Raw genomic sequence first — 23067 nt, forward strand, 5'->3', positions numbered from 1 at the left:
AGCGCGTGAAAAAAGCCTTAACGCACACGCCATACACATCGAAGAAAGCCTCTAAATCACGGCAAAAAGCGGCTTGTCGCGCTGTAGCTTCAGCGAAGGCGGAAGGCATTAATCACAACCTCACGCGATCAATCACGAGCGCATGAGGCGCATGCAAAACGCCACGATCTCTTCCAACTCATGGTGTGCAAACAAGCCGTCCGACACGAATGCGATTCGACGCGGTCACGCCGCGCGGCTCGAACACCGTGAAGGACATCACGGCCGGCACAACTGATTGTGAGGCATGTGCGCCGCACTCTTGGGAAGAAGCCTGGCCGTTCCTACATCACGTCCAAAGAACGACCCCAATAAAGGAATTGGTCAATGCAAGTTCGCGCAGCCGATCCGCGCGGAAGACTGGTGCCTGCGCTCGCAACCGCCGCCGTGGCGGTGCTGGCTACGGCAGTCCTCGTCATCCTCGAATTCAACCCGCCCCGTGATGTGCAGGCCGCGGCCGAGCCCGGCATGATCACCTCCGCCGCCGCCAGTAGAGCCGGCGCCACCGTGCTGCCGACCGATCCGGTCACCACCGGCAGCGTGCGCTACCGCTGAGGTTAGGAGTTCTCCCTCGCCCCGCTCTTGCGGGGTCGAGACGAGCGAAGCTCGCTCTTAGAGGGTTGGGGTGAGGGGCTCTCTCCGCCAGCAGGACTCGCGGACGTACCTGTACCCCCTCACCCGGATCGCATTGCGCTACGCTCCATGCGATCCGACCTCTCCCCGCAAGCGGGGCGAGGTTTGGAGGCGGCAATTATTTCACTCTACGGCAAGCCACCGCACATTGCGCTGATTTTGCCAGCCTCGCTATTGCAACCCCGCCGCATTTTCGCATCCCTGCCCCGGCGTCTCGTCGCAAGCCTGCCTCCCTCGACCTCACGTAAGCTCTCCCTCGCGAACAATAAGAACGCCACAGGGAGGCTCACGATGATCTGGAAGGCCATCACGGCAGCACTCGCGCTTGCGCTCGCGACACAGGCGCACGCCGCCGAGAAGAAATATGGCGCGGGCGCCAGCGACACCGAGATCAAGCTCGGACAGACCTCGCCATTCTCCGGCGCGGCGTCGGCCTACAGCGTGATCGCGAAGACGCAGGCCGCCTACTTCAAGATGATCAACGACCAGGGCGGCGTGAACGGGCGCAAGATCAATCTGATCACGCTCGACGACGGCTACTCGCCGCCGAAGACCGTGGAGCAGACCCGCAAGCTGGTCGAGCAGGAGGAGGTCGCCGCGATCCTCAATCCGCTGGGTACGCCGACCGGCCTTGCGGTGCGCAAATATCTCAACGACAAGAAAGTGCCGCAGCTGTTCGTCGGCGCCGGCGCCACGCTGTGGGGCGACTATCAGCATTATCCGTGGTCGATCGGCTTTCAGCCGTCGTACCAGGCCGAGACCGCCGTCTATGCGAAATATGTGCTGACACAAAAGCCGGACGCCAGGATCGCGCTGTTCTACCAGAACGACGACGCCGGCAAGGATTACGGCAACGGCTTCAAGAAGGGGTTGGGACCGGAGAACACCGCGAAGATGGTGGTGGCGGAGACCACCTACGAATCCACCGATCCGACCGTCGACAGCCAGATCGTGAAGCTGAAAGCCTCCGGCGCCAACGTGCTGTTCATGCACGCGATCCCCAAGCAGGCCGCGCAGGCGATCAAGAAGATCGGCGAGATCGGCTGGAAGCCCGACCTGTTCTTCCTCGCGGCGACCTCGACCTCGGTGTCCTCGGTGCTGAAGCCGGCCGGCTTCGACTACGCCAAGGACATCATCTCGTCCTACTCGCTGAAGGATCCGAACGATCCGCAGTGGAAGACGGATCCGGACGTGATCGCCTGGCAGGACTTCATGAAGAAATACTTCCCGGACGGCAATCTGCAGGACCAGCTGATCGTCTACGGCTATGTGGTGGCGGAGGCGACGGTGCAGGTGTTGAAGCAATGCGGCGACGACCTCACCCATGAGAACATCATGAAGCAGGCCGCCAACCTCGACATCGCGCTGCCGATGTTCCTGCCCGGCATCAAGGTGAAGACCTCGCCGACCGACTACTTCCCGGTCGAGGCGATGCGGCTGCAGAAGTTCAACGGCGAAACATGGCAGCTGTTCGGCGACACGATCGGGAATGATTGAGGGGAGTTGTCGAACGCAAAACCATCCCCAGCGTCGTCCCGGCGCAGGCCGGGACCCATTACCCCGAATGGAAGTGTGGCGCGACGCTGGGGCCACAGCCATCGCAACAACGAACTGCGGTGGTTACGGATCCCGGCTCCTGTGCGTAATTGCGCACAAGGCCGGGACAACGATGTGGCAATACTCCCTTCGCCAACGATGGCTGGTGCGACGGGAGACTAAACTCCCCGCTCCAACAGCACCCGAAAATCCACCCGCGCGCGCTGCGCCTCGGCGCGCGCCGCCTCCGACGCATCGCCGAGGCCAAAGTAGCCGTGAATGAGGCCTTCGCCGGTATGATACGTCACGGGCACGCCGGCCGCCTGCAACGCCTTGGCATAGGCATGGCCCTCGTCGCGCAGCGGGTCGAACCAGGCCGTGGTGACGACCGCCGGCGCCACACCGGCGAGAGACTTCGCGCGCAGCGGCGAGACCCGCCAGTCGGCGCCCTGCGCGGGATCTGCGAGGTAATGTCCCGCGAACCACTGCATCGTCGCACGGGTCAGGAAGTAGCCCTCGGCATTCTCGGCGCGCGACGGATATTTCGCGTTCTCGCCCGCATCGGCAAAATTGCCTGCTACGTCGGTGACGGGATAGACCAGCAATTGCCCGGCGAGCCTGATGCCGGCGTCGCGGCAGGCGAGCGCCGTGGCGGCGGCGAGATTGCCGCCCGCGGAATCGCCGGCGACGCCGACGCGGGAGAGATCGCCGCCGAATTCAGCGATGCGCGCGACGACGTCGCGGACAGCAGTGAACGCATCCTCGAAGGCGCCGGGAAAGCGCGTCTCCGGCGGGCGGCGGTAATCGACCGAGATCACCACCGCACCGGTCTCGATCACGAGGTTGCGCGCCTGGCGGTCGTGGGTCTCGAGATCGCCGGCAACCCAGCCGCCGCCGTGGAAGAAGATCACGGTCGGCGCCGTGCCACGGCCGTTGCGATAGAGCCGCGCCGCGAGCTTGCCCGCGGCGCCCGCGACCGCGATATCATCAGCCACATCGACCGGCGGCGGCGGCACCGCCTTGCGCGCCTCGGCCAGTGCGCGGAGCGAATCGCGGCAGCTCTGCGGCGTCATGGTTGCGGGATCGCGCAGCGGCAGCAGCGGGATGATTGTCTCAATGACGGGATCGAGCGGAAGCGGCATGGGAGTCCTTGAGTGCTTGCAGTTCAGTTCAGATGCTTGGAAAGGCTGCCGGCCTCGATCGCTGCGATTTGCAGCGCGATGAAGCGGCTGTAGATGCGGGCCTGCGAGAAGGCGCCGCCGGTGAACCAGAGGCCGGGCTGGCCCGTGCGCGTCCACATGTTGCGCAGCTCCTGCGTCGCATCGTCAAAGCCCCAGACACGGCCGACGCGCTCGGCGACGTCCTCGCCGAACAGCTTGGCGAGCAGGTGATCGTGGCCCTTGTAGCCGGTGGCGAGCACGAACAGCTCGGCGGCGAGCGTCGTGCCGTCCTTCAGCGCGAGGCCATCGGCGGTAAAGCCGGTGATGTCGGCGGCCTGGATCAGGCGGATCTTGCCGTCGGCGATCAATTCGGAGCAGCCGACATTGAAGTAATAGCCGCCGCCGCGGGAGCGGAATTTCAGCGGCCAGCCGGTGCCGTCCTCGCCGAATTCGAGCCGGAAGCCGGCGCGCTCCAGCCGCGAGAGCAACGATGCATCGAGCCGCTTCACCTCGTCGGTGATGATCCGGTGCGCGATCTTCATCACCGGCAGCGGCACGCCGGAATTGAGGATGTCGCGCACCTCGATCGGCGGACCATCACCGAGATAGGTCTTGTCGTAAAGCTGCGCGGGCTCGACATTGACCACCATGGTCGGGCTGCGCTGAATCATGGTGACGTCGGCACCAGCCGCGTGCAGCTCCTGGCAGATGTCATGGGCGCTGGTGCCGGTGCCGAACACGATCACCGAGCGCCCTGCCCATTCGCGTCCCGCCGCGAACGCGCTGGAATGCAGCACCTTGCCGCCGAACTGCGCGATGCCCGGGATCGCGGGGATGTTCGGCGTGCCGCTGACGCTGGTCGCGAGCACGACGTGCTTCGGATGCAGCGTGCGCGGACCGTCAGGCCGTTGCAGCGTCGCCGTCCAGCGCTGCGCGGTCTCGTCATAGCGCGCGCCTTCGAACGCAGTTTCGGTCCAGAAGTCGAGCTCCATGATGTCGACATAGCTCTCCAGCCAGTTCGCGATCTTGTCCTTCGGGATGTAGTCCGGAAAGGTCGGCGGGAACGGCAGATAGCGGAACAGATTGACCGGCGTCTTGTTGTGCAGCTTGAGCCCGCGATAGCGCAGCCGCCAATTGTCGCCGATGCGCTGCTGGCGATCGACGATCAGGGCATGGAGCCCGATCCGCTTGCACTCGACGGCGGCCGCGATGCCGGCATGGCCGCCGCCGACAACAAGCACGTCGGGCTCGCGGTCGGCATAGGCGCGCGAGGTCTGCCGCTGTTCCAGCCAATCGGGCGCGGCGAAATCGCGCGCGAAGGATTCCTCAGTGGCGTGTTTGGCGCGCGCGTCGCAGATGCGGTCGAAGTCAGGCATCGTGGAGAACGTCCACGACGCGGAATTTCCACCCCTCTCTTGCAACAGGCGGACCGCGCCGGTGCCGGGGCCATTCGACGTGTTGAAGGTGAAGATCGCCTCGATCACCTCGCGTCCGGCCATCACGGCGCGCCGCGGTATCAAGGCACGGCCATCGAGACGAAAGCCGCGCGCGTTCACTGCGCCTGCGTGCGCGAGCAACTCGGCAACCACGCGCTGCCGCCCGCTGAACGTCGCAAAATGCCAGGAAATGCCGAGGATGTTGCGCCAGTGGCTCTCGGTCGCAAACAGTGCGGCAAGAGCGTCAAGGGAACGGCTCGTCAGCGCCGCATCCAGCGCACCGATCCAGCGCTCGGCCAGGAGTTCAGGCGTGTCCTCGGTAGCCGGGTTCAGTTGGTCCAGCATGATCGTGCTTTCTCGGGAGCAGTTGCCGTCTATCTGACAACATGCTCCCGAAAAGCACAACCATCATGCGACGTGTTGCTGCAGCGACGCCGGCTCGGCCTCACCCTCCTCGCCGGCAGGCCCGGCCTGCGCCGCAGGTGCCGCAGCGAGCTCCTTGGCAAGCGCAGTAGCACCGACATAGTCGGTCTTGCCGGTGCCGAGCAACGGCACCTTGTCGACGACGCGGATGTCGGCGGGCACCGCGAGCTCGGACGCGCCGACGCTCTTGGCCTGGCGCTGCATCGCGGCGCGGTCGGCATTCTTCTGCGTCGTGAGCAGCACGATGCGTTCGCCCTTGCGCGCGTCGGGGATCGAGACCGCAACCGACATCGCCTGCGGCCACAGCGCCGATGCCATGGTCTCCACCGCCGACAGCGAGACCATCTCGCCCGCGATCTTGGCAAAACGCTTGGCGCGGCCCTTGATCGCGATGAAGCCCTGCGCATCGACCGTGACGATGTCACCGGTGTCGTGCCAGCCTTCCGGCAGCGGCTCGAGCACGCCGGGATTTTCGGCGCGGAGGTAGCCTATCATCACGTTCGGACCCTTCACCGACAGCCGTCCGCCTTCCTCGATGCCGGGGACCGGATCGAGGCGGTATTGCATCAGCGGCGAAATGCGGCCGACGGTGCCCTGGCGGTTTGCCATCGGCGTGTTCATTGCCAGCACCGGCGCGGTCTCAGTGACGCCATAGCCTTCGAGGATGCGGATGCCGTAGCGTTCCATGTAGGTCTGCCGCGTGCGCTCCTTCACCGCTTCCGCGCCGGCAATGACCAGCCGCAGCGTACGGAAATCATAGGCATGCGCCGAGCGGGCGTAGCCGGTGAGGAAGGTGTCGGTGCCGAACAGGATAGTGGCACCGGTCTGGTAGATCAGCTCGGGCACGATCCGGTAGTGCAGCGGCGACGGATACATGAAGATCGGGATGCCGCCGAGCAGCGGCATCATCATGCCGCCGGTCAGACCAAACGAATGGAACACCGGCAGAACGTTGAACACCTTGTCGTTGGCATTGGCATCGACCCGCGCCAGCGCCTGCGCCGCATTGGCGAGGATGTTGCGGTGGGACAGCACGACACCCTTCGGCGTGCCTTCCGAACCCGAGGTGAACAGGATGACCGCGGGATCGTTGGCCTGGCGGGCGACGCGCGGCGCGATGCCGGCGCGGAAGCCTGCGATCTTGTCGGCGAGGCCGATGTCGGCCCTGACGTCCTCGAGATAGACGACGCGCGCCTGGCCGGCCATCGCCGTGATCAGCTTGTCGAGCTTGCCCTTTTCGATGAAGGCCTGCGAGGTCAGCACGGTCTTCACCTGCGCCGCCTTCATCGCGGCCAGCACGTTGACTGGACCGGCCGAGAAGTTGAGCATCGCCGGCACGCGGCCGATGGTCTGCAGCGCCATGAAGACCACAGCGACGCCGGCCGAGTTCGGCAACAGCACGCCGACATTTTCGCCGCCGGCAGTGCCCTGCTCGAGCTTGCGGCTCAACACCTGCGCGCCGAGGATCAGCTTGCGATAGGTCAGCTTGGTGCCCAGCGCGTCCTCAATGATCGGCTTGCCGGTGTCGCGGTCGCGATAAGCATGGCCGAGGCCCTCGAACAGCGTCTGGTCGAGCATCGCGTTCTGGACCATGGCGTCGATCATGACGTCCTGCAGCGCGGCGCCGGCGGCATTGCGGCGCGCCTTGCCCTTCAGCGACTGGTCCACCGGCAGCTTCACCGGCGGCAGGATCGAGATCGTCACCTTGGGGAACCAGGAGCGCTTGATCTCGCCATTCTTGAGATAGCTGAGATGCGAACGCTGCGCGCCCTCGATCCGAACCGGGACGACGACCGCATCGGCCTTGTCGGCGATCATCGCGGTGCCGTCATAGACCTTCATCAGCGAACCGGAGACCGTGATGCGCCCTTCCGGGAAGATCACGACCGGCTCGCCAGCGGCGACCAGCTTGATCAGGTCGCGTGCCGCCAGCGGCTTCGACGGATCCATCGTGTAATGCTTGATCATCTTCAGGAATGGCTTGGCCCACCATGCCTTGGCGATGCCGGTGTCGACCGCGAAGCTCGCGTCAATCGGCAGCATGGCGTGCAGCAGCGGACCATCGACCAGGCTGACATGGTTCGGCGCGATCAGCATCCGGGTGCCTGCGGGCGGCAGGTTCTCCATGCCGCGCACCTCGAGGCGGAACAGCGCGCGGAACAGCAGCGCGCCGAAATCGCGCACGCCTTCCTTGCCCCACTTGGTCAGCACGAACCAGACCGTGCCGAAGCTCGCAATGGCAAGGCCGAAGAAGATCCAGGCGATCGGCAGGCCGGCAGCTTGCAGCGCGCCGACGAACACCGCGCCGGCAACCATGAAGCCTGCCTGCAGGATATTGCCGGCAGCGATGATGCGGGCGCGCTCGGACGGCGCGGTCCAGGCCTGCACGGCCGCAAACGACGGCACCACGAACAGGCCGCCGCCGAACGCGAACAGGAAGAAATCAGCCAGCATGCGGAAGCCGCCGAACGAGGCCGCGAACGCCGCCGCGGTGACCTCCTTGCCGAGCGAGGTGGTGGCGATCGCCCAGGCGAGGTCGAGGCCGATCACGCCCATCACGATGGCGCCGATCGGCACCAGTGCGAGATTCGGACGGACGTGGCTCAGCTGCGCGGCGAACAGCGAGCCGGCAGCAATGCCGATCGCGAACACGGCGAGACACAGCGTGACCACGCCCTCGGTGCCGCCGACGCCTTCCTTGATCAGCGCGGGCAGCAGCGACAGCACGATCGCACCGACCATCCAGAACCAGGACACGATCACCATGCCGTCCCACAGCCGCTGTTCGGCATAGAGCGACTTCAACAGACGCACCGTCGAGGTCCAGGGGTTCTTGGTGATCGGCAGATCGGGCGCGGAGGGCTGCGTCACCGGAATGCGCGACGCAAATCCCCAGGACAGCACCGACAGACCCACGACGGCTGCGCAGATCCAGCCCATGTGGCTGGCGCCGGCGACGAACATGCCGCCCGCGATGGTGCCGATCAGGATCGCCATGAAGGTCGCGCCCTCGACCAGCGCGTTGCCGGTCGCGAGCTCGGCAACCGAGAGCTGGTCGGGCAGCACAGCATATTTCACCGGGCCGAACAGCGCGGCGACGATGCCGAACAGCGCCAGCGCGATGAACAGCAGCGGGATCGAATAGGTGAAGAAGCCGGCCGCGGCGAAGGCAGCGGCGAAGATCTCGAAGAACTTCAGCCGGCGGGCGACGACGGACTTGATGTAGCGGTCGGCGAGCTCGCCGCCGAGCGCCGACAGCACGAAGAACGGCGCGATGAAGACCGCACCCGCGAGCTGGACCAGCGCCGGCCCCTGCTCGTTGGCGATGCCATACAGCAGCATGATGACCAGCGCGTTCTTCAGCACGTTGTCGTTCAGCGCCGAGCAGAACTGCGACCAGAACAGCGGCGCGAAGCGGCGGGACGTCATCAATTCCTTGATCATGACCGGTTCCTTGGGTTAGCGCGCACGGCGCTGGCAGGTCTGCGAATTCGCCTGGCAGAGAATGGTGAGCATGGTGAAAATGACGAAGATGCAGCAGCCTTTAGTCTTTTCCGCAACGTATCGGTTCGAACCAGTGCGGATCGGCCGCGCCGGGCGGCGCGACAATGCCCGGCAGAAATGTACCAGACCTTATCCAGGGTTGTGGTCGATCGACATCGAAACGGGCTCGCGAGGGACATGGTGAGCGCTTTGTTGAGGCTTCGGCGACAATTGCGATGTGGGCGCGTCAGGTCAGATCACTCAGGCCGCCGAACGGGGTCCATCGGCAGTTGCGCGACTTGCACCGGCCACCACGCGCCGCCTGGCGCGGCGCGCGCCGATCGGCGCGCCGCTGCTCCAGGACACCTGCGACGTCGCAGGCGCGGGCGATCCGCTCGATCGGGGCAGTCGCCAGTGAGAAAATGGCGCGGCCAAAGCCCTTCACGAGCTCGATCGCGTCATCGACAAAGGTGGTGGTCAATTGAAGTGCTAGGGTCTGCATGTGAGTGGCCTCCTATGCCAACTTGAGCAACGCTCAAATTAGTAGTTCAAAAATGAACATTGTTCAAGAAGAATCGCGACGCGACCGGAAAAAACTTCAGCGGCGAGGTCTGCTGATCGAGATCGCGCGCCGGTATATTGCAACTAAAGGCTTGAGATCACTGAAGGTTCGCGATGTTGCCGAAGCTGCCGGCTGCTCCATCGGCAGCGTCTATAACGAGTTCGGCGACTTCGACGGCCTGATCCTGACCGTGAACCGGGAGACCGTTCAGGCCCTGACCACGCGGCTCAAGGCTGTCCCGGCCGACGATCCCCTGCGCCAGCTGCACGGGCTTGCTGACGCCTATCTCGGCTTCGCCACCGAGCACGCCAATCTGCTGCGCTCGCTGTTCGAGCACCGGATGGAGGATGACCGGCCGTTTCCGGAAGATATCCTGGCGATGGTGATGGAGGCCTTTGCGCTGATGTATGCACCGCTGGTGCGGCTATTGCCCGATCGCGATCCCGACGATGTCGCGCTGCTGTCGCGGATGATGTTTTCCGCGGTCCACGGCATCATCTCGCTCGGCCTCGAGGAGCGCATGGTCGCAGTGCCGCCGGAGCAGCTGCGCGAACGCCTCGTGCAGTTCGTCGACACGCATCTTGCAGGATTGGGCGTCACGCGCAGTGCGTAGCTAGACCCGGGTGCGGGCGATCGTGCCGGCGACGATCTGCATCGTGACGCCGAGCACCCAGCCTGCCATGATCGCCGCGGTCCAGGCGATATCCGGCTCGCTGCGCAGCACGACGACGCCGACCGAGAAGAACGCGACCATGGTCGCGAGGAAGGTGCCGACCGCGCTGAGCAGCTCCGCCGCGTCGATCTTGCGCGTCGAGCTCCCGTCCTTCGGATGAAACAGCTTTGGTGGCGTGTCGATGCCGAGATAGAAGCCGATCGCGCCGCCCAGCATCATGATCAGCAGGAACGCCTGCGACGTCAGCGCCGAGACGCTCGAGCCGACATGGATGGCGACGAACAGACCGCTGGCTGCTCCCGCCAAGGCGAGGCCGAAGCGCTCCAGGATATGGGCAAATTTTCTGACGCGGCTGCGCATTGCTGTGCCTCATCAATGAATTGCACCGCTGGTCAGGCTAGGCCTTTTTGTTACGCCGCGAAAGCCGTCTCGCCTCAAATGGCCGCGACCTCGGGGCGCTTTTGTGCGCCAGTTCACACCTATCGCGGCGCCGAATGATTAAAGATCGATCCAAGGTAGCAATCGATCCGGCCCCTGCTACGCTGCGCCATCCGCTTCATCCACTTCAGCGAGCGTCCTTCGATGCCGAGCCCCAAGATCATTATCCTGTCCGACGGCACCGGCAACGCCGCTTCCAGCGTCTGGCGCACCAATGTCTGGCGGATATTCCAGTCGCTGGATTTGCAGGGCAACGCGCAGGCCGCCAAGTATGATGACGGCGTCGGCACGTCGTCCTTCGTCCCGCTTGCGCTGCTCGGCGGCGCTTTCGGTTACGGTCTGAAGCGCAATATCCTGGATGCCTACAAATTCATCTGCCGCAACTACGACCACCAGAACGATTCGCAAATCTACCTGTTCGGATTCAGCCGCGGCGCATTCACCGTGCGCACGCTCGCCGCACTCATCCTCGATCAAGGCCTGATCGCCGCCGGCACTGAAGCCGAACTGCACGACGGCGCGGTGAAGGCCTATCGCGCGTACCGGGCCGCGGGCTACCACTCGATCTGGCGCATCGAGGTGCTGTTCCGCGCGCTGCGCGACTACATCCTCGTGCCGGTGCTGGACCGCCTTCAGCGCAACAAGCCTTATGCGGAGATCGCACGGAAGCCGGTGCCAGCGATCGAGTTCATCGGCATCTGGGACACCGTCGCGGCCTATGGCCTGCCGATCGACGAGATGACACGCGGCATCTCCAACTGGGTGTGGCCGCTCGAGCTGCCGAACCGGATTCTCAGCCCGAAGGTCAAGTGCGCACGGCATGCGCTGGCGCTCGACGACGAGCGCACGACCTTCCATCCGGTGCTCTGGACGGAGCAGGAGCCGGGACAGCCCGCACCGGCCGTGCCGGCAACGATCGATGGCGAGCGCCTCGTTCAGGTGTGGTTCGTCGGCATGCATGCCAATGTCGGCGGCGGCTATCCGGACGACGCCGTCGCGTTCGTGCCGCTGGCCTGGCTGGTCGACGAAGCCGTCAAGCGCGGGCTCGTGTTCAAGAGCGCGCCGATTGCCGATCCCGATGCGATCAAGGCGATCAGGTCCTCGGAGGACAAGGATGGCCGCCTCTATGATTCGCGGGCCGGCCTCGGCGCCTATTACCGGTACGGTCCCCGCAAGGTCGCCGATCTCTGCAACGATCCCTACGCCGGCGTCAGCGTGCCGATGCCGAAGATCCACGAAAGCGTATTCGAGCGGATCGACAGCGGCGCCAACGCCTATGCCCCGATCGGACTTCCGCCGAACTATGTGGTCGTCTCCCGCAGCGGCCAGGTGACACCGCTGGGCACCAATACGTTTGAAACGCCCGCCGGCGCGCCGGCGCGTCATGCCGCCCAGGAGAAGCTGTGGAATTTCGTCTGGATGCGGCGGATCGCTTACTTCGCCACCTTGGCGGCGTCGCTGCATTTGGCGACGTTCTGGCTGTTCCACAACCAGCACAAGGAGCACGAATTCAGCTCCTGGTTCAGGATGATCTCGGAGCTCGTGCGCTTCGTCGAATCGTTCCTGCCCGCTTCGTTTCATTGGTGGACCGATTGGTATGCCGGCAATCCGGAATGGTTCGCCGGCGGCATCATCGCCGTTTTCGTACTGATGGCTGTGGGCAGTTCGCTCAGCGCAACGATCAGCGACAGGATGCGGATCATCTGGCGTGACCGCGCGAACCCGACGCCGCTCTCCGGGATCGTGCACAATGCGATCTATCGCTTCCGGACCAGCACGATCTATCAGTGGATTCTCAATGTCGGGAAGCGGCATGTCGCGCCGTTCCTGCTCACGGCCTTGCTGGTCTGGTTCGGTGCGACGCTGCTCAGCCATTTCCTGTTCAATGCCGCGGACTCGATGGGCGCCTTCTGCAAGGGGACCACGGCCGACAAGCTCGTCGCCGCCGACAAGGGCATCCCGCAGGATGCGGCCGACTTCGACACCAGCGCGATCTGTGCGCCGACCGGCTTCAAGGTCCGCACCGGCTTCAAGTACGAGATCGCGATCACGATGTCGGAGCCATGGGAGGACGCCGGACGCGCGGTCACGCCCATCGGATACCGGACCTCGACCATCGAGGGCGCAAAACGCTGGCGCGGATACGCCACGATCTTCCTGCGACGCATCCTGTTCCGGCCATGGTTCAGGCTGATCGCACGGGTCGGAGAGACCGGCGTCGACGAGTATTTCCTCGATCCCTTGCCGGCGCCGAACACCGATCCGCAAGTCTACAAGGCGTGGTTCACCGCCGATCGCAGCGGCGAGATCTTTCTCTACGTCAACCAGGCCGTCATCGGCCTGCCCTGGATCTACAAATGGTTCTACGGCGATCACAAGGGCAAGGCGAAGGTCACGGTGAAGTTGCTCTAGACAGCCGCAACCGCAGCGGAAGGGTCCGCACGGCGTGATCCATCTGTGATCCAGCCGATAGTTTCGGTTGCAAATTTTATTACATACTCCTCTTGCTAGACGAGCCGCCAGGCGCCCGGAACGATCCGACGCGACACCTCGGATCTCCTGCGGCGCTGACGCGCCAGGTTCATATCGAGCGGATATTTCTCATCAGTGATTTGGAGGCATCACCATGATTTCCACAATTCAGGCGTTTCCAACCACCGACGGCATCTTCGTGGTTTGGGAGGTCGCGGCAATGATCCCGGACTGCCTCGGCTTTGCGCTCTATCGTCAGCAGCAGGGCAAGAGCGCGACCGTCGTCGACACCTGGGTCGGGTTTGACGATCAGGTGCAGGGCCACAAGGCGGGAGATCATCGTCCGAGCACCGAATGGCCGGTGCAGAAGACGAACTGGACCGATTTCCTGGCCCCGGCCGATGCGCCGGTCCGCTATGGCGTCGTGCCGGTTCTCAAGGACGGCGCCACCAAGGTGAAGCCCGCCTACAGTGCGCCAGCGACATGGACCGACTACGTCTCGGCCACGCCGTCGGGCCCGCTGAAGCCATGGTTCAACCGCGGCACGATCTCGGCACAATGGCTGTCGCGCGCGATCGGTACCACGCCGAAAGCCTCCCAGACGCTGGAGAAGGCGATCTCCACCAAGGGCAACAAGATCCGCGACTTCCTCAAGGGCGAGCTTGGCGCGCGCCTGCTCGCCCTGCTGGCCGGGGCCAAGAAGGACAAGGTCGACGTCTATGTCGCGCTTTACGAGCTCAACGATCCCGAATTGGTTGCCGCGCTGACGGCCATGAAGGGCAAGGCCCACGTCGTACTCGGCAACAGCACCGGCAAGTCCGACGCTACCGCAAAGGAAACCGAGAAGAACGCCGGCGTGCTGAAGAAGGCGGGCGTCGACATCGTCCGCCGCAAGATCGCGCCGGCTCGTTACGCCCACAACAAGTTCGCGGTGTTCTGCGACGGCGCCGAGACACCGAAAGTGGTCTGGACCGGCAGCACCAACTGGACCCGGACCGGATTGTGCACCCAGAACAACAATGGGCTGGAGATCACCGACGACAAGATCGCGGCGGCCTATCACGAGCATTGGAAAGCGATCTATGCCGACGGCAGCAAGTCGCCGAAGGCGCTGGCCGTGGCCGGCGATCACGAATGGCCGTTCACGATCGGCAACTCGAACATCAACGTCTGGTTCACGCCGACCACGAAGAGCGGCGATCTCAAGGAAGCGACCAAGATGATCGAGGACGCCGAGCATGGCGCGGTGTGCCTGATGCTCAATCCGGGCAACAAGGGCCTGCTCGGCCCGATCCTGCAGAAGGCACGGGACAAGAACCTCTATGTGCGCGGGGTGCTCAACAATTTCCCGGCGCAGGGCAAGGACAGTCCGAAGGATCAGCTGCAACTGCTGGCCGGCGGCGGTCAGCAGCAGGTCTTCAAGGGCAAGCAGATTGCCGACGTAATCCGGCCCGCCGGCATCGACAAGACCGCCGACTGGTGGCAGCACGAGATCAAGAACACCGGAAAGTTCATGATCGCCGTGCACAGCAAGGTGATCGTGCTGGATCCGGCCGGCAAGAACCCGGTGGTCATGACCGGCTCGCACAATTTCTCCGACCGCGCCAGCACCAAGAACGACGACAACCTCGTCATCATCAGAGGCGATTCACGACTGGCGCTGACCTACGCCGCGCGCATCGTCAGCATCTACGGCCAGTACCGCTGGCAGGCCTGGCGCAACACGCCGGAAGGCCAGAAGGACAAGAGTCTGAAACGCAGCGACAGCTGGCTGAGCAGCCGCATCGGCAAGGGCTGGGCGCAAATCGAAACCCGGTTCTGGCTCGGCACCGCCTGAGGCCGGCGATCCGCCATGACATACGGGGCAGCGTTGTCGCTGCCCCGCGCTCTTTCTCTAGCCTACGCCGCGCGGCCGACCGAGGCGTCGAGGTGCTTCAGCTTCGGCAGGACCTCCTGCTTCAGCAGCCGCAGCGAATTGTGCCAGGCCTCGGGCTTGTGCTTGTAGTCGAAACCGAACACCAGCAGCACGCCAAAGCCGCCGACCTCCTGATAGATCTTCTCGATCTTCTCGGTGACGGTCGCGGGCGAGCCGACGATCCAGTTGTTGCGGGCGCAATACTCGACCGTGACGTCGCTATCGGGAACGTCGGGCGACGCCTTCAGATAATCCTTGAACCCAAAGTGGCCGAGCAGCGGCAGGAAGTACTCGCCCATCATCCGGCCCATCATGTCGCCGGTCGAGAGCTTCCATGCCTCCTCGTCGGTCTCGGCGACGAACACCTCGCGCACCATCCGCCAGTCCTTGCGGCTCGGCTTGCGGCCGGTCTTGGCCGCGCCGGCTTCGACCGAGTCCCAGTGGCTGCCGACATAGGCGGGGTTGAGGTTCAGGCTCATCGGGATGAAGCCGCGCTCGCCGGCGAGCTTGAGCGTGTCGGAATTCTTCGACAGACCGGCGACGCCGATCGGCGGATGCGGCGCTTGCTGAGGCCTGATGTGCGGTTTGAGGAAATCGAACATCGTGTCCGGCTTGGTCACCGTCCAGAACTTGCCCTTGTGGGTCCACGGTGCCGGCTCGGTCCACATCTTCAGGATGATCTCGAGCGCCTCGCGGGTCATGTCGCGGTTCTGGCCCGACATGCCGTCGACGTTGAACATCGCCCAGTCGCTCGGCAGGCCCGAGGCCGCGACGCCGAAGTTCAGCCGTCCGTTCGAGAGATGATCGAGCATCGCCGCGCGGTTGGCGAGTTCGGCCGGATGATGATACGGCAAGAGGAAGCCGCCGGGTCCGATGCGGATGTTCTTGGTCTGCAGCAGCGCCTGCGCGACCAACAGGTCGGGCGACGGATGCGGCTCCCAGGGCGCGGTGTGGTGCTCGCCGATCCAGGCTTCCTGATAGCCGAGTTCGTCCAGCCACCGCAGCACCTGCAGGTCCCAGTCGTGGCCCTCTTTCAGTCCGCACTCCGGCGGATGCGACGGCATCGCGAAGTATCCGAGTTCCATGGGTTTCCTCTCTTTGTTCGATGCGTGTCTTCCGCACGCGCTCCGGAGAGTACCTGCCCCGGCTACGGCAGAACAATGGCTTTGTCGCATGCCGCCCCGGCCGGGATTACGCGTAAGGCGTCCCCTTCAGCACGACCGCGATACCCGAAAAGCTGCGCTCCATGATCTGCAGGAAGGCCTCGCGTGTCGAGGCCGCCGATCGGCGCGCCTTGTGCCCGCGAAGCCCCTCCGCATAGGCGACAGTCACGGCGGTGACCACCATCGACGCGGCGAGCCGGGCATCGGCATCGGCGAGCGGCCGCTTGATGGCGCCCGCCAGCACCGTTGCAAGATCATCGATCAACTCGTCACGCAACGGGCGGCGCCGCGTCAGCAATCGCGGCTCGCTGGGACATGTTCGTACGATGCGTATCAAGGCGCGCCGGCCCGTCGCAGCTGATCCGCCCCGATGCCTGCATCGCCTGGGTGGCCGACGGCGAGGACCTTGCGGGCCTCGACGCCGCGCTGACGCGGTGGTTCGGACCCGCCACGCATTGACCTCGCAGGCGAGGCCAGGCGAGACGGCGTCTCAGCGCGTCCCGAACGTGGTCTTGCCGAACAGCGCCTTCTGCGTTGAGGGCTGCGAGCGCCAATATTGCGGCGGCGCACTCACCTCACCGCCAAGCTCGGCCGCGGCGTGCCAGCCCCAGCGCGGGTCGTAGAGCATGCCGCGGGCGAGCGCGACCATGTCGGCCTTCCCTGAGGTAACGATCTCCTCGGCCTGCTTCGCTTCGGTGATCAGGCCGACCGCCATCGTGGTGACGCCGGTCGCCTCCTTCACCGCCTGTGCCGCCGGCACCTGGTAGCCCGGACCGAGCGGAATCTTCTGCAGCGGTGACACGCCGCCGGAGGAGACGTCCATCCAGTCGACGCCGCGCTTCTTCAGCTCCTTGGCAAATTCGATGGTCTGCGCGAGGTCCCAGGCCCCCTCGACCCAGTCGGTCGCCGACACCCGCATGCCGATCGGCTTGTGATCCGGGAATACGGCGCGCACCGCGTCGAACACTTCCAGCGGGAAGCGCATGCGGTTTTCGAGCGAGCCGCCATAGCGGTCGGTCCGCTTGTTGGCGATCGGCGACAGGAACTGGTGCAGCAGATAGCCGTGCGCGCCGTGCAGCTCGAGCGCATCGATGCCGAGCCGGTCGGCCCGCCGGGCGGCCGCGACAAAGGCCTCGCGAATGCGCTTCAGGCCGGCGTCATCGAGCGCCAGCGGCGGCGCCTCGCCGTCCTTATGCGGGACATCGGATGGGCCCACGGTCTGCCAGCCGCCTTCGGCGATCGGGATCAGCTGCCCACCCTCCCACGGACGCTGGCTCGAAGCCTTGCGGCCGGCATGGGCGAGCTGCATCGCGACCGCCGCCTTCGAATGCTTGCGCACCGAGGCCAGGATCGGCTTCAGCGACGCCTCGTTGGCATCGCTGTAGAGGCCGAGGCAGCCCGGCGTGATCCGCCCGATATCCTCGACATGCGTGGCCTCGATGCAGAACATCGCGGCGCCCGACAGCGCCAGCATGTTGATGTGGGTGAAATGCCAGTCATTGGCGGAGCCGTCGTCGGCCGAATACTGGCACATCGGCGAGACCATGATCCGGTTGGAGAGCTTGAGGCTGCGCAGTTCGATCGGGGAAAACAGGGTGCTCATGCGAGGGGTATCCGGGATCGGGGAAACGGCCACCACAAGATAGAGGCGGCCGCCGCGATCACCAACTGCCGCGGTCGCCGAACGGGCCGGGGCAGATCAGCAATGCGATAACGGTGGCCCGCAGGCCGGCGCCTCAGTCCACCAGCGTGAATTGCAGCAGCAAATTGCGCTGGATCAGGGAGAAATTGTCGTCGGAGATCATGGTCAGCACGGTCTCGCCCTCCGCGGTGACATGGGCGTCGATGCCTTCCATGTTGTCGATCTCGTTGCCGAGATCGGCATTGAAGATTGCCGGACCATCGACGACGGCGCCGGGCGCGATATCAGACAAAGCGAGGCGGCGGATGCGAATCCCGGCGCCGCCGAGCCAGGAGAATTTCCGCTCCAGGATCAGCAGATCGCCCGACGGCAGCAGGACCGCGTCGCTGATGTCGAAATTCTCGGTGCGGCGGACGCTGAACTGGCCCGGCGTCCTGCCGCCGACCAGGAAGGCGATCAGGTTGCCGCCAGTATCGAGGCCGCGTTCGGAAAACGCGATCAGCGTACCGGCCAGCGGCTGGCTCGGCGGTGCGGCCTTGGGTGTGGCGTTGGGCATGACCTTGGGCACGAAGACGAGCGCCTCGAGCCCCTTGTTGATGGGCAGCTTGCGCGCCGCCGCGGGCAGCGGCACCAGCTCGCCGCGCGCGCGGGTGAAGCCCTTGGCGAAATCGTAGCGCAGCACCTGGTTGACCCGCTCGAGCCCGACATAGGCAATGGAGCCGTCCAGCGCGAGCGATTCCGAATCGTACCAACCGCGGGTCGCGGTGATCGGCTTGCCGTGGGCGTCGAGCAGTGGCGCCGCCTCGACATCGTCGAGCCCGGCCATCTCCCGGCCGCGATAGACGATGCGGCCGGTGAACCAGGTGCCCTGGTCGCTGACCGCAATGAAGCGCTCGCCCTTGGCGTCGAGCCGCATCGCGGACAGGCCGCCAAAGCCGGAGAATGACGAGGTCAGGATCAGGCCGCTGCGATATTCCAGCGCGCCGAACCGCACCCGCGCACGATCGCGAATATCGAACGACGGCAGCGGCCGTGCGTTGACCTCGACAGCTGCGGGTTCGTCGACGCGGTGGCGGCCCGGCCTGCCGGGCGGTCCCGGCGTCAGCGCCGGCTGGCTCGCGCCCTGTGCCTGCGCGAGACGCGGCGATGCTGCGGCCGACAGCCCCGCCGCCATCCCATGCAGGACATGGCGGCGGCTAAAGGGTGAGCGCATGTCTCACGAGTGAAGGCGGCGCCGCGTGCCCGGTGCGGGCGCCGAGCCGTGGGTCTCGCTGAACAGCTCGGCGAGCTTTTCGGTGATCGCGCCGCCAAGCTCTTCGGCATCCACGATGGTGACGGCGCGGCGATAATAGCGCGTCACGTCATGACCGATGCCGATCGCGATCAGCTCGACCGGCGAGCGGGTCTCGATCTCCTCGATGATGTGGCGCAGGTGCCGCTCGAGATAGTTGCCCGGATTGACCGACAGCGTGGAGTCGTCGACCGGCGCGCCGTCGGAAATCATCATCAGGATGCGGCGCTGCTCGGGACGCGCAAGCAGACGCTTGTGCGCCCAGTCGAGCGCCTCGCCGTCGATGTTCTCCTTCAGCAGGCCCTCGCGCATCATCAGGCCGAGATTTTTCCGCGCACGGCGCCACGGCGCATCCGCCGACTTGTAGATGATGTGGCGCAGGTCGTTGAGGCGGCCGGGATTGGCCGGCTTGCCGGCCGCAAGCCACGCCTCGCGCGACTGCCCGCCCTTCCAGGCGCGGGTGGTGAAGCCCAGGATCTCGACCTTGACGCCGCAACGCTCCAGCGTGCGCGCCAGGATGTCGGCGCAGGTGGCGGCAACCGTGATCGGACGACCGCGCATCGAACCTGAATTGTCGAGCAGCAGCGTCACCACGGTGTCGCGGAAGGTCGCCTCCTTCTCGTGCATGAAGGACAGCGGGTGATAGGGATCAGTGACAACGCGCGACAGCCGCGCCGGATCGAGGATGCCTTCCTCGAGATCGAAATCCCAGGCGCGGTTCTGCTGTGCCATCAGGCGGCGCTGCAGGCGGTTGGCGAGCCGCGCTACGATGCCCTGCAGATGCGCGAGCTGCTTGTCGAGATAGGAGCGCAGCCGCTCGAGTTCGTCGTGATCGCAGAGATCTTCCGCGGCGATCACCTCGTCGAACTTCGGCGCAAACGCATGATATTCCGGGCCGCGCGGTTCGTTCTGGCCACGCGAATTCGGCCGTGTCGCCTCGCCCGGCGTCTCGTCGTCGCCGAGTTCGCCGTCGTCGAACGTGTCTGACGTGGAGGCCTGCGCGCTCTCCATCGCGCTTTCGCTCATCTCTTCCGCGCTCGTCTGGGCCTGGTCGGCGCTCATCTCCTGCGCGGCGTCGGAATCGGGCGAACCCTCGGCACCGGACTGATCGTTCTCGCCGTCCTGGTTCTCGTCCTGGTCATCGTCGTCGTCGGAATCCATGTTACGGTCGTCGCCGAGATCGAGCGCCGACAGCAGATCATGGACGAGGTCGCCGAACCTCGCCTGGTCCTCGGTGAAACGGCTGAGCTGGTCGAGCCGCGAGCCGATCTTGTCCTCCAGCGTCGGACGCCAGAGATCGACCATCTTCTTGGCGGCCGCGGGCGGCGCCATGCCGGTCAGGCGTTCGCGCACCAGCATCGCCAGCGCGTCCGACAGCGGCGCATCGGCGCGGTCGGTGATCTCGTCATACTTGCCGCGGTGAAAATGATCGTCGAGCATCGCGGTGAGGTTCTTCGCGACGCCCGCCATCCGCCGCGAGCCGATCGCCTCGACGCGCGCCTGCTCGACCGCCTCGAACACGCCGCGCGCCTGCGGATTGCCCGGCATCAGCTTGCGATGCACCTTGGGATCGTGACAGGCGATCTTGAGCGCGATCGAGTCGGCATGGCCGCGCACGATCGCCGCATCGCGCTTGGTCATCTTGCGCGCCGGCTCCGGCAGCCGCGCCTTGCCGGGCGCAAGCCCCGGCCGCTCGGCGGCGAAAGAGACCTCGAGCTCCGGCTTCTTGGCGATCGCCTTCAGGCACGCCGACACCGAGCGCTTGAACGGCTCGGTCGGCGCTTCCTTTGATCCGGGACGGAATTTGATATTGGAGGTTGTCATAGCGATTTCGTAAACCAGTGGCGCGTGACGCCGCCGGGATACCCCTCAATCGAACCGAACTCTTTATATCCATTGGCGCGGTAGAAGCCCGGCGCCTGGAAGCTCATCGTATCCAGATAGGATCGCGTCGCTCCGAAGCGCCGCGCCTCGTCTTCGATCGCCTTGATCAGCTTCGCGCCAAAACCCTTGTTGCGAAACTTCTGCTCCATCCAGAACAGCTGGATGAACAACACCGCGGTCCAGACCTCGCCGACGATGCCGCCGACGATCTCGTCGCCTTGCCGCAGCGAGATGGCGAAGCGCTTGTACTTCTGCTTCCCCATCTTCTCGTTGTTGTAGCGGAGCAATCCGCCGAGCACCGCTTTCTTCGTCTGTGTGACTGTGCGCTCGACGGAGATTTTCGGCATGGACTAGCTGAGCGCCACGTTGACCGAGGATTCCGGCAACTCGACGTTGAAGCAGCGCTGGTAGAACTCGGCGACCAGCGGCCGCTCCAGTTCGTCACACTTGTTGAGGAAGGTGACGCGGAACGCGAAGCCGATGTCGTTGAAGATGTCGGCGTTCTCGGCCCAGGTGATCACCGTGCGCGGGCTCATCACCGTCGACAGGTCGCCATTGGCGAACGCGTTGCGGGTGAGATCCGCCAGCCGCACCATCTTGTTGACGATGTCGCGGCCCTCCTGGGTGCGATAGTGCTTCGCCTTCGCCAGCACGATCTCAACTTCCTCGTCATGGGCGAGGTAGTTCAGTGTGGTGACGATCGACCAGCGGTCCATCTGGCCCTGGTTGATCTGCTGGGTGCCGTGATAGAGGCCCGAGGTGTCGCCGAGGCCGACCGTGTTGGCGGTCGAGAACAGGCGGAACGCCGGGTGCGGCTTGATCACCTTGTTCTGGTCGAGCAGCGTCAGGCGGCCGGACACCTCCAGCACGCGCTGGATCACGAACATCACGTCCGGACGGCCGGCGTCGTACTCGTCGAACACCAGCGCGATGTTGTGCTGCAGCGCCCAGGGCAGGATGCCGTCGCGGAATTCGGTGACCTGCTTGCCGTCCTTGACCACGATGGCATCCTTGCCGACGAGATCGATACGGCTGATGTGGCTGTCGAGGTTGACGCGCACGCAGGGCCAGTTGAGTCGGGCCGCAACCTGCTCGATGTGAGTCGATTTGCCGGTGCCGTGATAGCCGGTGACCATCACGCGGCGGTTCTTGGCAAAGCCGGCGAGGATCGCGAGCGTGGTGGCGCGGTCGAAGCGATAGTCGCTGTCGACTTCCGGCACATGCGGATCGACTTCGGAATAGGCCGGAACTTCCAGATCGCTATCGATCCCGAAGACCTGCCGAACCGACACCTTCATGTCGGGCATCCCGACGGGTTCTTGCGCTTTGGTCTGGACGGCCGTCGTCATTCATCCTCCGAGGTCCCGGGCATTCCCGAAACCAGATTTAGGTCATTTGGCTGCGGATGGGGTGCTACGCACAAGCCTAGCAGAGAGCATCGGCCGGCAGAAGCCCACGGGCAAATCAAAGTTCCGTTGTTGTATCATAAAGATAGGCGCGAAACTCGGTTTTTGGAAGGCTGCTCTGCAAATCCCGCCGTACTTTCGCCGCAGCGTCACGGCGGCCTACACGGCCGGGCACTTTTCAGCCTGGCGGGGAGTTGTTAGGTCTCGGACCTATTTTACCGCACCCAGGGATTCTGTGACTTCATTCCTTGACCCATTGATCGCGTTCGTTTCGGCCCATGCCTGGCTCGCCTATCTGACGCTGTTTCTGGCCGCCCTGCTGGAAGCAGTCCCGGTGGTCGGTTCGCTGGTGCCGGGCTCGACCATCATCCTGGCGCTGAGCGCGTTGGTCCCGGGCGGCGAATTGAAGCTCGTGCCGGTGCTCGCCGCCGCGGCCGCCGGCGCGATGCTCGGCGACGGCACCGCCTACCTGATCGGCTACCGCAGCCAGCGCGAGATCCTGTCGGCCTGGCCGCTCTCCAATTATCCGCGGGTGGTCGCGCAGAGCGAGGCCTTCTTCAACCGCTGGGGCGTGCTCGCGGTGTTCTTCGCCCGCTTCGTGCCGCCGATCCGCGCCTTTGTGCCGATCACCGCCGGCGCGCTCGACATGCCGCCGGCGCGCTTCTACGCGATCAACATCCCCGCGATCCTGCTCTGGGCACCGGCGCATGTGTTGCCCGGCGTGCTCGCCGTCACCGCGCTGCACGACTATGCCGGCCTGCCGCATCATCAACATGTCGGCAAGCACCTGTGGATGTTCGCGGTCGCGGGCGCTGCCGTCATCCTGTCGCTGGCGATCTGGACCATCCGCCGCCGGCATGGCGGCGGCCTGATCGAACCGGCCAAGCCTGCGAAATAGCCCGTTTTTTTTT

19 protein-coding genes are annotated in these 23067 nt (G+C 65.0%); 7 read left to right on the forward strand and 12 right to left on the reverse strand.

Annotated elements, in window-relative coordinates:
- Positions 1-366 precede the first annotated feature (366 nt).
- Positions 367-594, forward strand: coding sequence for a hypothetical protein (locus HU230_RS31040; RefSeq protein WP_176528552.1), 228 nt, complete (start codon positions 367-369; stop codon positions 592-594).
- Positions 595-963: 369 nt separating this feature from the next.
- Entirely contained in the window at positions 964-2169 is a 1206-nt protein-coding gene (locus tag HU230_RS31045) for an ABC transporter substrate-binding protein (RefSeq protein WP_176528551.1), read from the forward strand.
- Between the two features lie 218 nt (positions 2170-2387).
- Here the strand turns inward: HU230_RS31045 and HU230_RS31050 are convergent, their stop codons facing one another.
- The 4 genes from HU230_RS31050 to HU230_RS31065 all read right to left on the reverse strand — a co-directional run bounded on the left by HU230_RS31050 (position 2388) and on the right by HU230_RS31065 (position 9212).
- Complete coding sequence (locus HU230_RS31050) at positions 2388-3350, reverse strand: alpha/beta hydrolase (protein WP_176528550.1); 963 nt, start codon at positions 3348-3350, stop codon at positions 2388-2390.
- 23 nt (positions 3351-3373) lie between these two features.
- Positions 3374-5149 carry an NAD(P)-binding domain-containing protein gene (locus tag HU230_RS31055; protein WP_176528549.1) on the reverse strand — a complete coding sequence of 592 codons (1776 nt, stop codon included), beginning with the start codon at positions 5147-5149 and terminating at the stop codon, positions 3374-3376.
- Between the two features lie 63 nt (positions 5150-5212).
- A complete protein-coding gene (locus HU230_RS31060) occupies positions 5213-8671 on the reverse strand; it encodes an acyl-[ACP]--phospholipid O-acyltransferase (protein ID WP_176528548.1) in 3459 nt (1152 codons plus the stop codon).
- A 286-nt stretch (positions 8672-8957) separates the two neighbouring features.
- Positions 8958-9212: a hypothetical protein gene (locus HU230_RS31065; RefSeq protein ID WP_176528547.1), complete on the reverse strand. Its 255-nt coding sequence runs from the start codon at positions 9210-9212 to the stop codon at positions 8958-8960.
- A 52-nt stretch (positions 9213-9264) separates the two neighbouring features.
- On the opposite strand from HU230_RS31065, the gene HU230_RS31070 reads away from it, so the two are divergent.
- A complete protein-coding gene (locus HU230_RS31070; RefSeq protein ID WP_176534793.1) occupies positions 9265-9885 on the forward strand; it encodes a TetR/AcrR family transcriptional regulator in 621 nt (206 codons plus the stop codon).
- On the opposite strand, the gene HU230_RS31075 is transcribed toward HU230_RS31070, so the two are convergent.
- Positions 9886-10305, reverse strand: coding sequence for a hypothetical protein (locus HU230_RS31075; RefSeq protein WP_176528546.1), 420 nt, complete (start codon positions 10303-10305; stop codon positions 9886-9888).
- Between the two features lie 222 nt (positions 10306-10527).
- Between HU230_RS31075 and HU230_RS31080 the strand changes: the two genes are divergently transcribed.
- On the forward strand, positions 10528-12795 hold the full coding sequence (locus HU230_RS31080) for a DUF2235 domain-containing protein (RefSeq protein ID WP_176528545.1): 2268 nt from the start codon (positions 10528-10530) through the stop codon (positions 12793-12795).
- Positions 12796-13009: 214 nt separating this feature from the next.
- Entirely contained in the window at positions 13010-14692 is a 1683-nt protein-coding gene (locus HU230_RS31085; RefSeq protein ID WP_176528544.1) for a phospholipase D-like domain-containing protein, read from the forward strand.
- Positions 14693-14754: 62 nt separating this feature from the next.
- On the opposite strand, the gene HU230_RS31090 is transcribed toward HU230_RS31085, so the two are convergent.
- Entirely contained in the window at positions 14755-15855 is a 1101-nt protein-coding gene (locus HU230_RS31090) for an LLM class flavin-dependent oxidoreductase (protein WP_176528543.1), read from the reverse strand.
- A 106-nt stretch (positions 15856-15961) separates the two neighbouring features.
- A complete protein-coding gene (locus tag HU230_RS31095) occupies positions 15962-16210 on the reverse strand; it encodes a hypothetical protein (protein WP_176528429.1) in 249 nt (82 codons plus the stop codon).
- A gap of 38 nt (positions 16211-16248) precedes the next feature.
- Between HU230_RS31095 and HU230_RS43880 the strand changes: the two genes are divergently transcribed.
- A complete protein-coding gene (locus tag HU230_RS43880; protein WP_338025819.1) occupies positions 16249-16392 on the forward strand; it encodes an aromatic-ring hydroxylase C-terminal domain-containing protein in 144 nt (47 codons plus the stop codon).
- Positions 16393-16423: 31 nt separating this feature from the next.
- Here HU230_RS43880 and HU230_RS31100 read toward each other — a convergent pair whose 3' ends face one another.
- From HU230_RS31100 to cobS, 5 genes are all read right to left on the reverse strand, one after another.
- Positions 16424-17536 carry an NADH:flavin oxidoreductase/NADH oxidase gene (locus HU230_RS31100; protein WP_176528542.1) on the reverse strand — a complete coding sequence of 371 codons (1113 nt, stop codon included), beginning with the start codon at positions 17534-17536 and terminating at the stop codon, positions 16424-16426.
- A 133-nt stretch (positions 17537-17669) separates the two neighbouring features.
- On the reverse strand, positions 17670-18788 hold the full coding sequence (locus HU230_RS31105) for an esterase-like activity of phytase family protein (RefSeq protein ID WP_176528541.1): 1119 nt from the start codon (positions 18786-18788) through the stop codon (positions 17670-17672).
- Positions 18789-18791: 3 nt separating this feature from the next.
- Positions 18792-20690, reverse strand: a complete 1899-nt coding sequence (gene cobT / locus HU230_RS31110) for a cobaltochelatase subunit CobT (RefSeq protein WP_173640146.1) — start codon at positions 20688-20690, stop codon at positions 18792-18794.
- Positions 20687-21097 carry a GNAT family N-acetyltransferase gene (locus tag HU230_RS31115; protein ID WP_173640145.1) on the reverse strand — a complete coding sequence of 137 codons (411 nt, stop codon included), beginning with the start codon at positions 21095-21097 and terminating at the stop codon, positions 20687-20689. The genes cobT and HU230_RS31115 overlap by 4 nt, the downstream gene beginning before the upstream one ends.
- 3 nt (positions 21098-21100) lie before the next feature.
- Positions 21101-22099, reverse strand: coding sequence for a cobaltochelatase subunit CobS (cobS, locus tag HU230_RS31120; RefSeq protein WP_176528540.1), 999 nt, complete (start codon positions 22097-22099; stop codon positions 21101-21103).
- Positions 22100-22391: 292 nt separating this feature from the next.
- On the opposite strand from cobS, the gene HU230_RS31125 reads away from it, so the two are divergent.
- Positions 22392-23054 (forward strand): DedA family protein, encoded by a 663-nt coding sequence (locus HU230_RS31125; protein ID WP_176528539.1) that lies wholly within the window; start codon positions 22392-22394, stop codon positions 23052-23054.
- Positions 23055-23067 lie beyond the last annotated feature (13 nt).

Source organism: Bradyrhizobium quebecense (genome assembly GCF_013373795.3).
GTDB lineage: Bacteria > Pseudomonadota > Alphaproteobacteria > Rhizobiales > Xanthobacteraceae > Bradyrhizobium > Bradyrhizobium quebecense.

What these genes read in the sequence shown, in the direction of transcription:
- HU230_RS31040 (WP_176528552.1), top strand. Translation starts at nt 367, where the DNA reads ATGCAAGTTCGCGCAGCCGATCCGCGCGGAAGACTGGTGCCTGCGCTC.
- HU230_RS31045 (WP_176528551.1), top strand. Translation starts at nt 964, where the DNA reads ATGATCTGGAAGGCCATCACGGCAGCACTCGCGCTTGCGCTCGCGACA.
- HU230_RS31050 (WP_176528550.1), bottom strand. Translation starts at nt 3,350, where the DNA reads ATGCCGCTTCCGCTCGATCCCGTCATTGAGACAATCATCCCGCTGCTG.
- HU230_RS31055 (WP_176528549.1), bottom strand. Translation starts at nt 5,149, where the DNA reads ATGCTGGACCAACTGAACCCGGCTACCGAGGACACGCCTGAACTCCTG.
- HU230_RS31060 (WP_176528548.1), bottom strand. Translation starts at nt 8,671, where the DNA reads ATGATCAAGGAATTGATGACGTCCCGCCGCTTCGCGCCGCTGTTCTGG.
- HU230_RS31065 (WP_176528547.1), bottom strand. Translation starts at nt 9,212, where the DNA reads ATGCAGACCCTAGCACTTCAATTGACCACCACCTTTGTCGATGACGCG.
- HU230_RS31070 (WP_176534793.1), top strand. Translation starts at nt 9,265, where the DNA reads ATGAACATTGTTCAAGAAGAATCGCGACGCGACCGGAAAAAACTTCAG.
- HU230_RS31075 (WP_176528546.1), bottom strand. Translation starts at nt 10,305, where the DNA reads ATGCGCAGCCGCGTCAGAAAATTTGCCCATATCCTGGAGCGCTTCGGC.
- HU230_RS31080 (WP_176528545.1), top strand. Translation starts at nt 10,528, where the DNA reads ATGCCGAGCCCCAAGATCATTATCCTGTCCGACGGCACCGGCAACGCC.
- HU230_RS31085 (WP_176528544.1), top strand. Translation starts at nt 13,010, where the DNA reads ATGATTTCCACAATTCAGGCGTTTCCAACCACCGACGGCATCTTCGTG.
- HU230_RS31090 (WP_176528543.1), bottom strand. Translation starts at nt 15,855, where the DNA reads ATGGAACTCGGATACTTCGCGATGCCGTCGCATCCGCCGGAGTGCGGA.
- HU230_RS43880 (WP_338025819.1), top strand. Translation starts at nt 16,249, where the DNA reads ATGTTCGTACGATGCGTATCAAGGCGCGCCGGCCCGTCGCAGCTGATC.
- HU230_RS31100 (WP_176528542.1), bottom strand. Translation starts at nt 17,536, where the DNA reads ATGAGCACCCTGTTTTCCCCGATCGAACTGCGCAGCCTCAAGCTCTCC.
- HU230_RS31105 (WP_176528541.1), bottom strand. Translation starts at nt 18,788, where the DNA reads ATGCGCTCACCCTTTAGCCGCCGCCATGTCCTGCATGGGATGGCGGCG.
- cobT (WP_173640146.1), bottom strand. Translation starts at nt 20,690, where the DNA reads ATGACAACCTCCAATATCAAATTCCGTCCCGGATCAAAGGAAGCGCCG.
- HU230_RS31115 (WP_173640145.1), bottom strand. Translation starts at nt 21,097, where the DNA reads ATGCCGAAAATCTCCGTCGAGCGCACAGTCACACAGACGAAGAAAGCG.
- cobS (WP_176528540.1), bottom strand. Translation starts at nt 22,099, where the DNA reads ATGACGACGGCCGTCCAGACCAAAGCGCAAGAACCCGTCGGGATGCCC.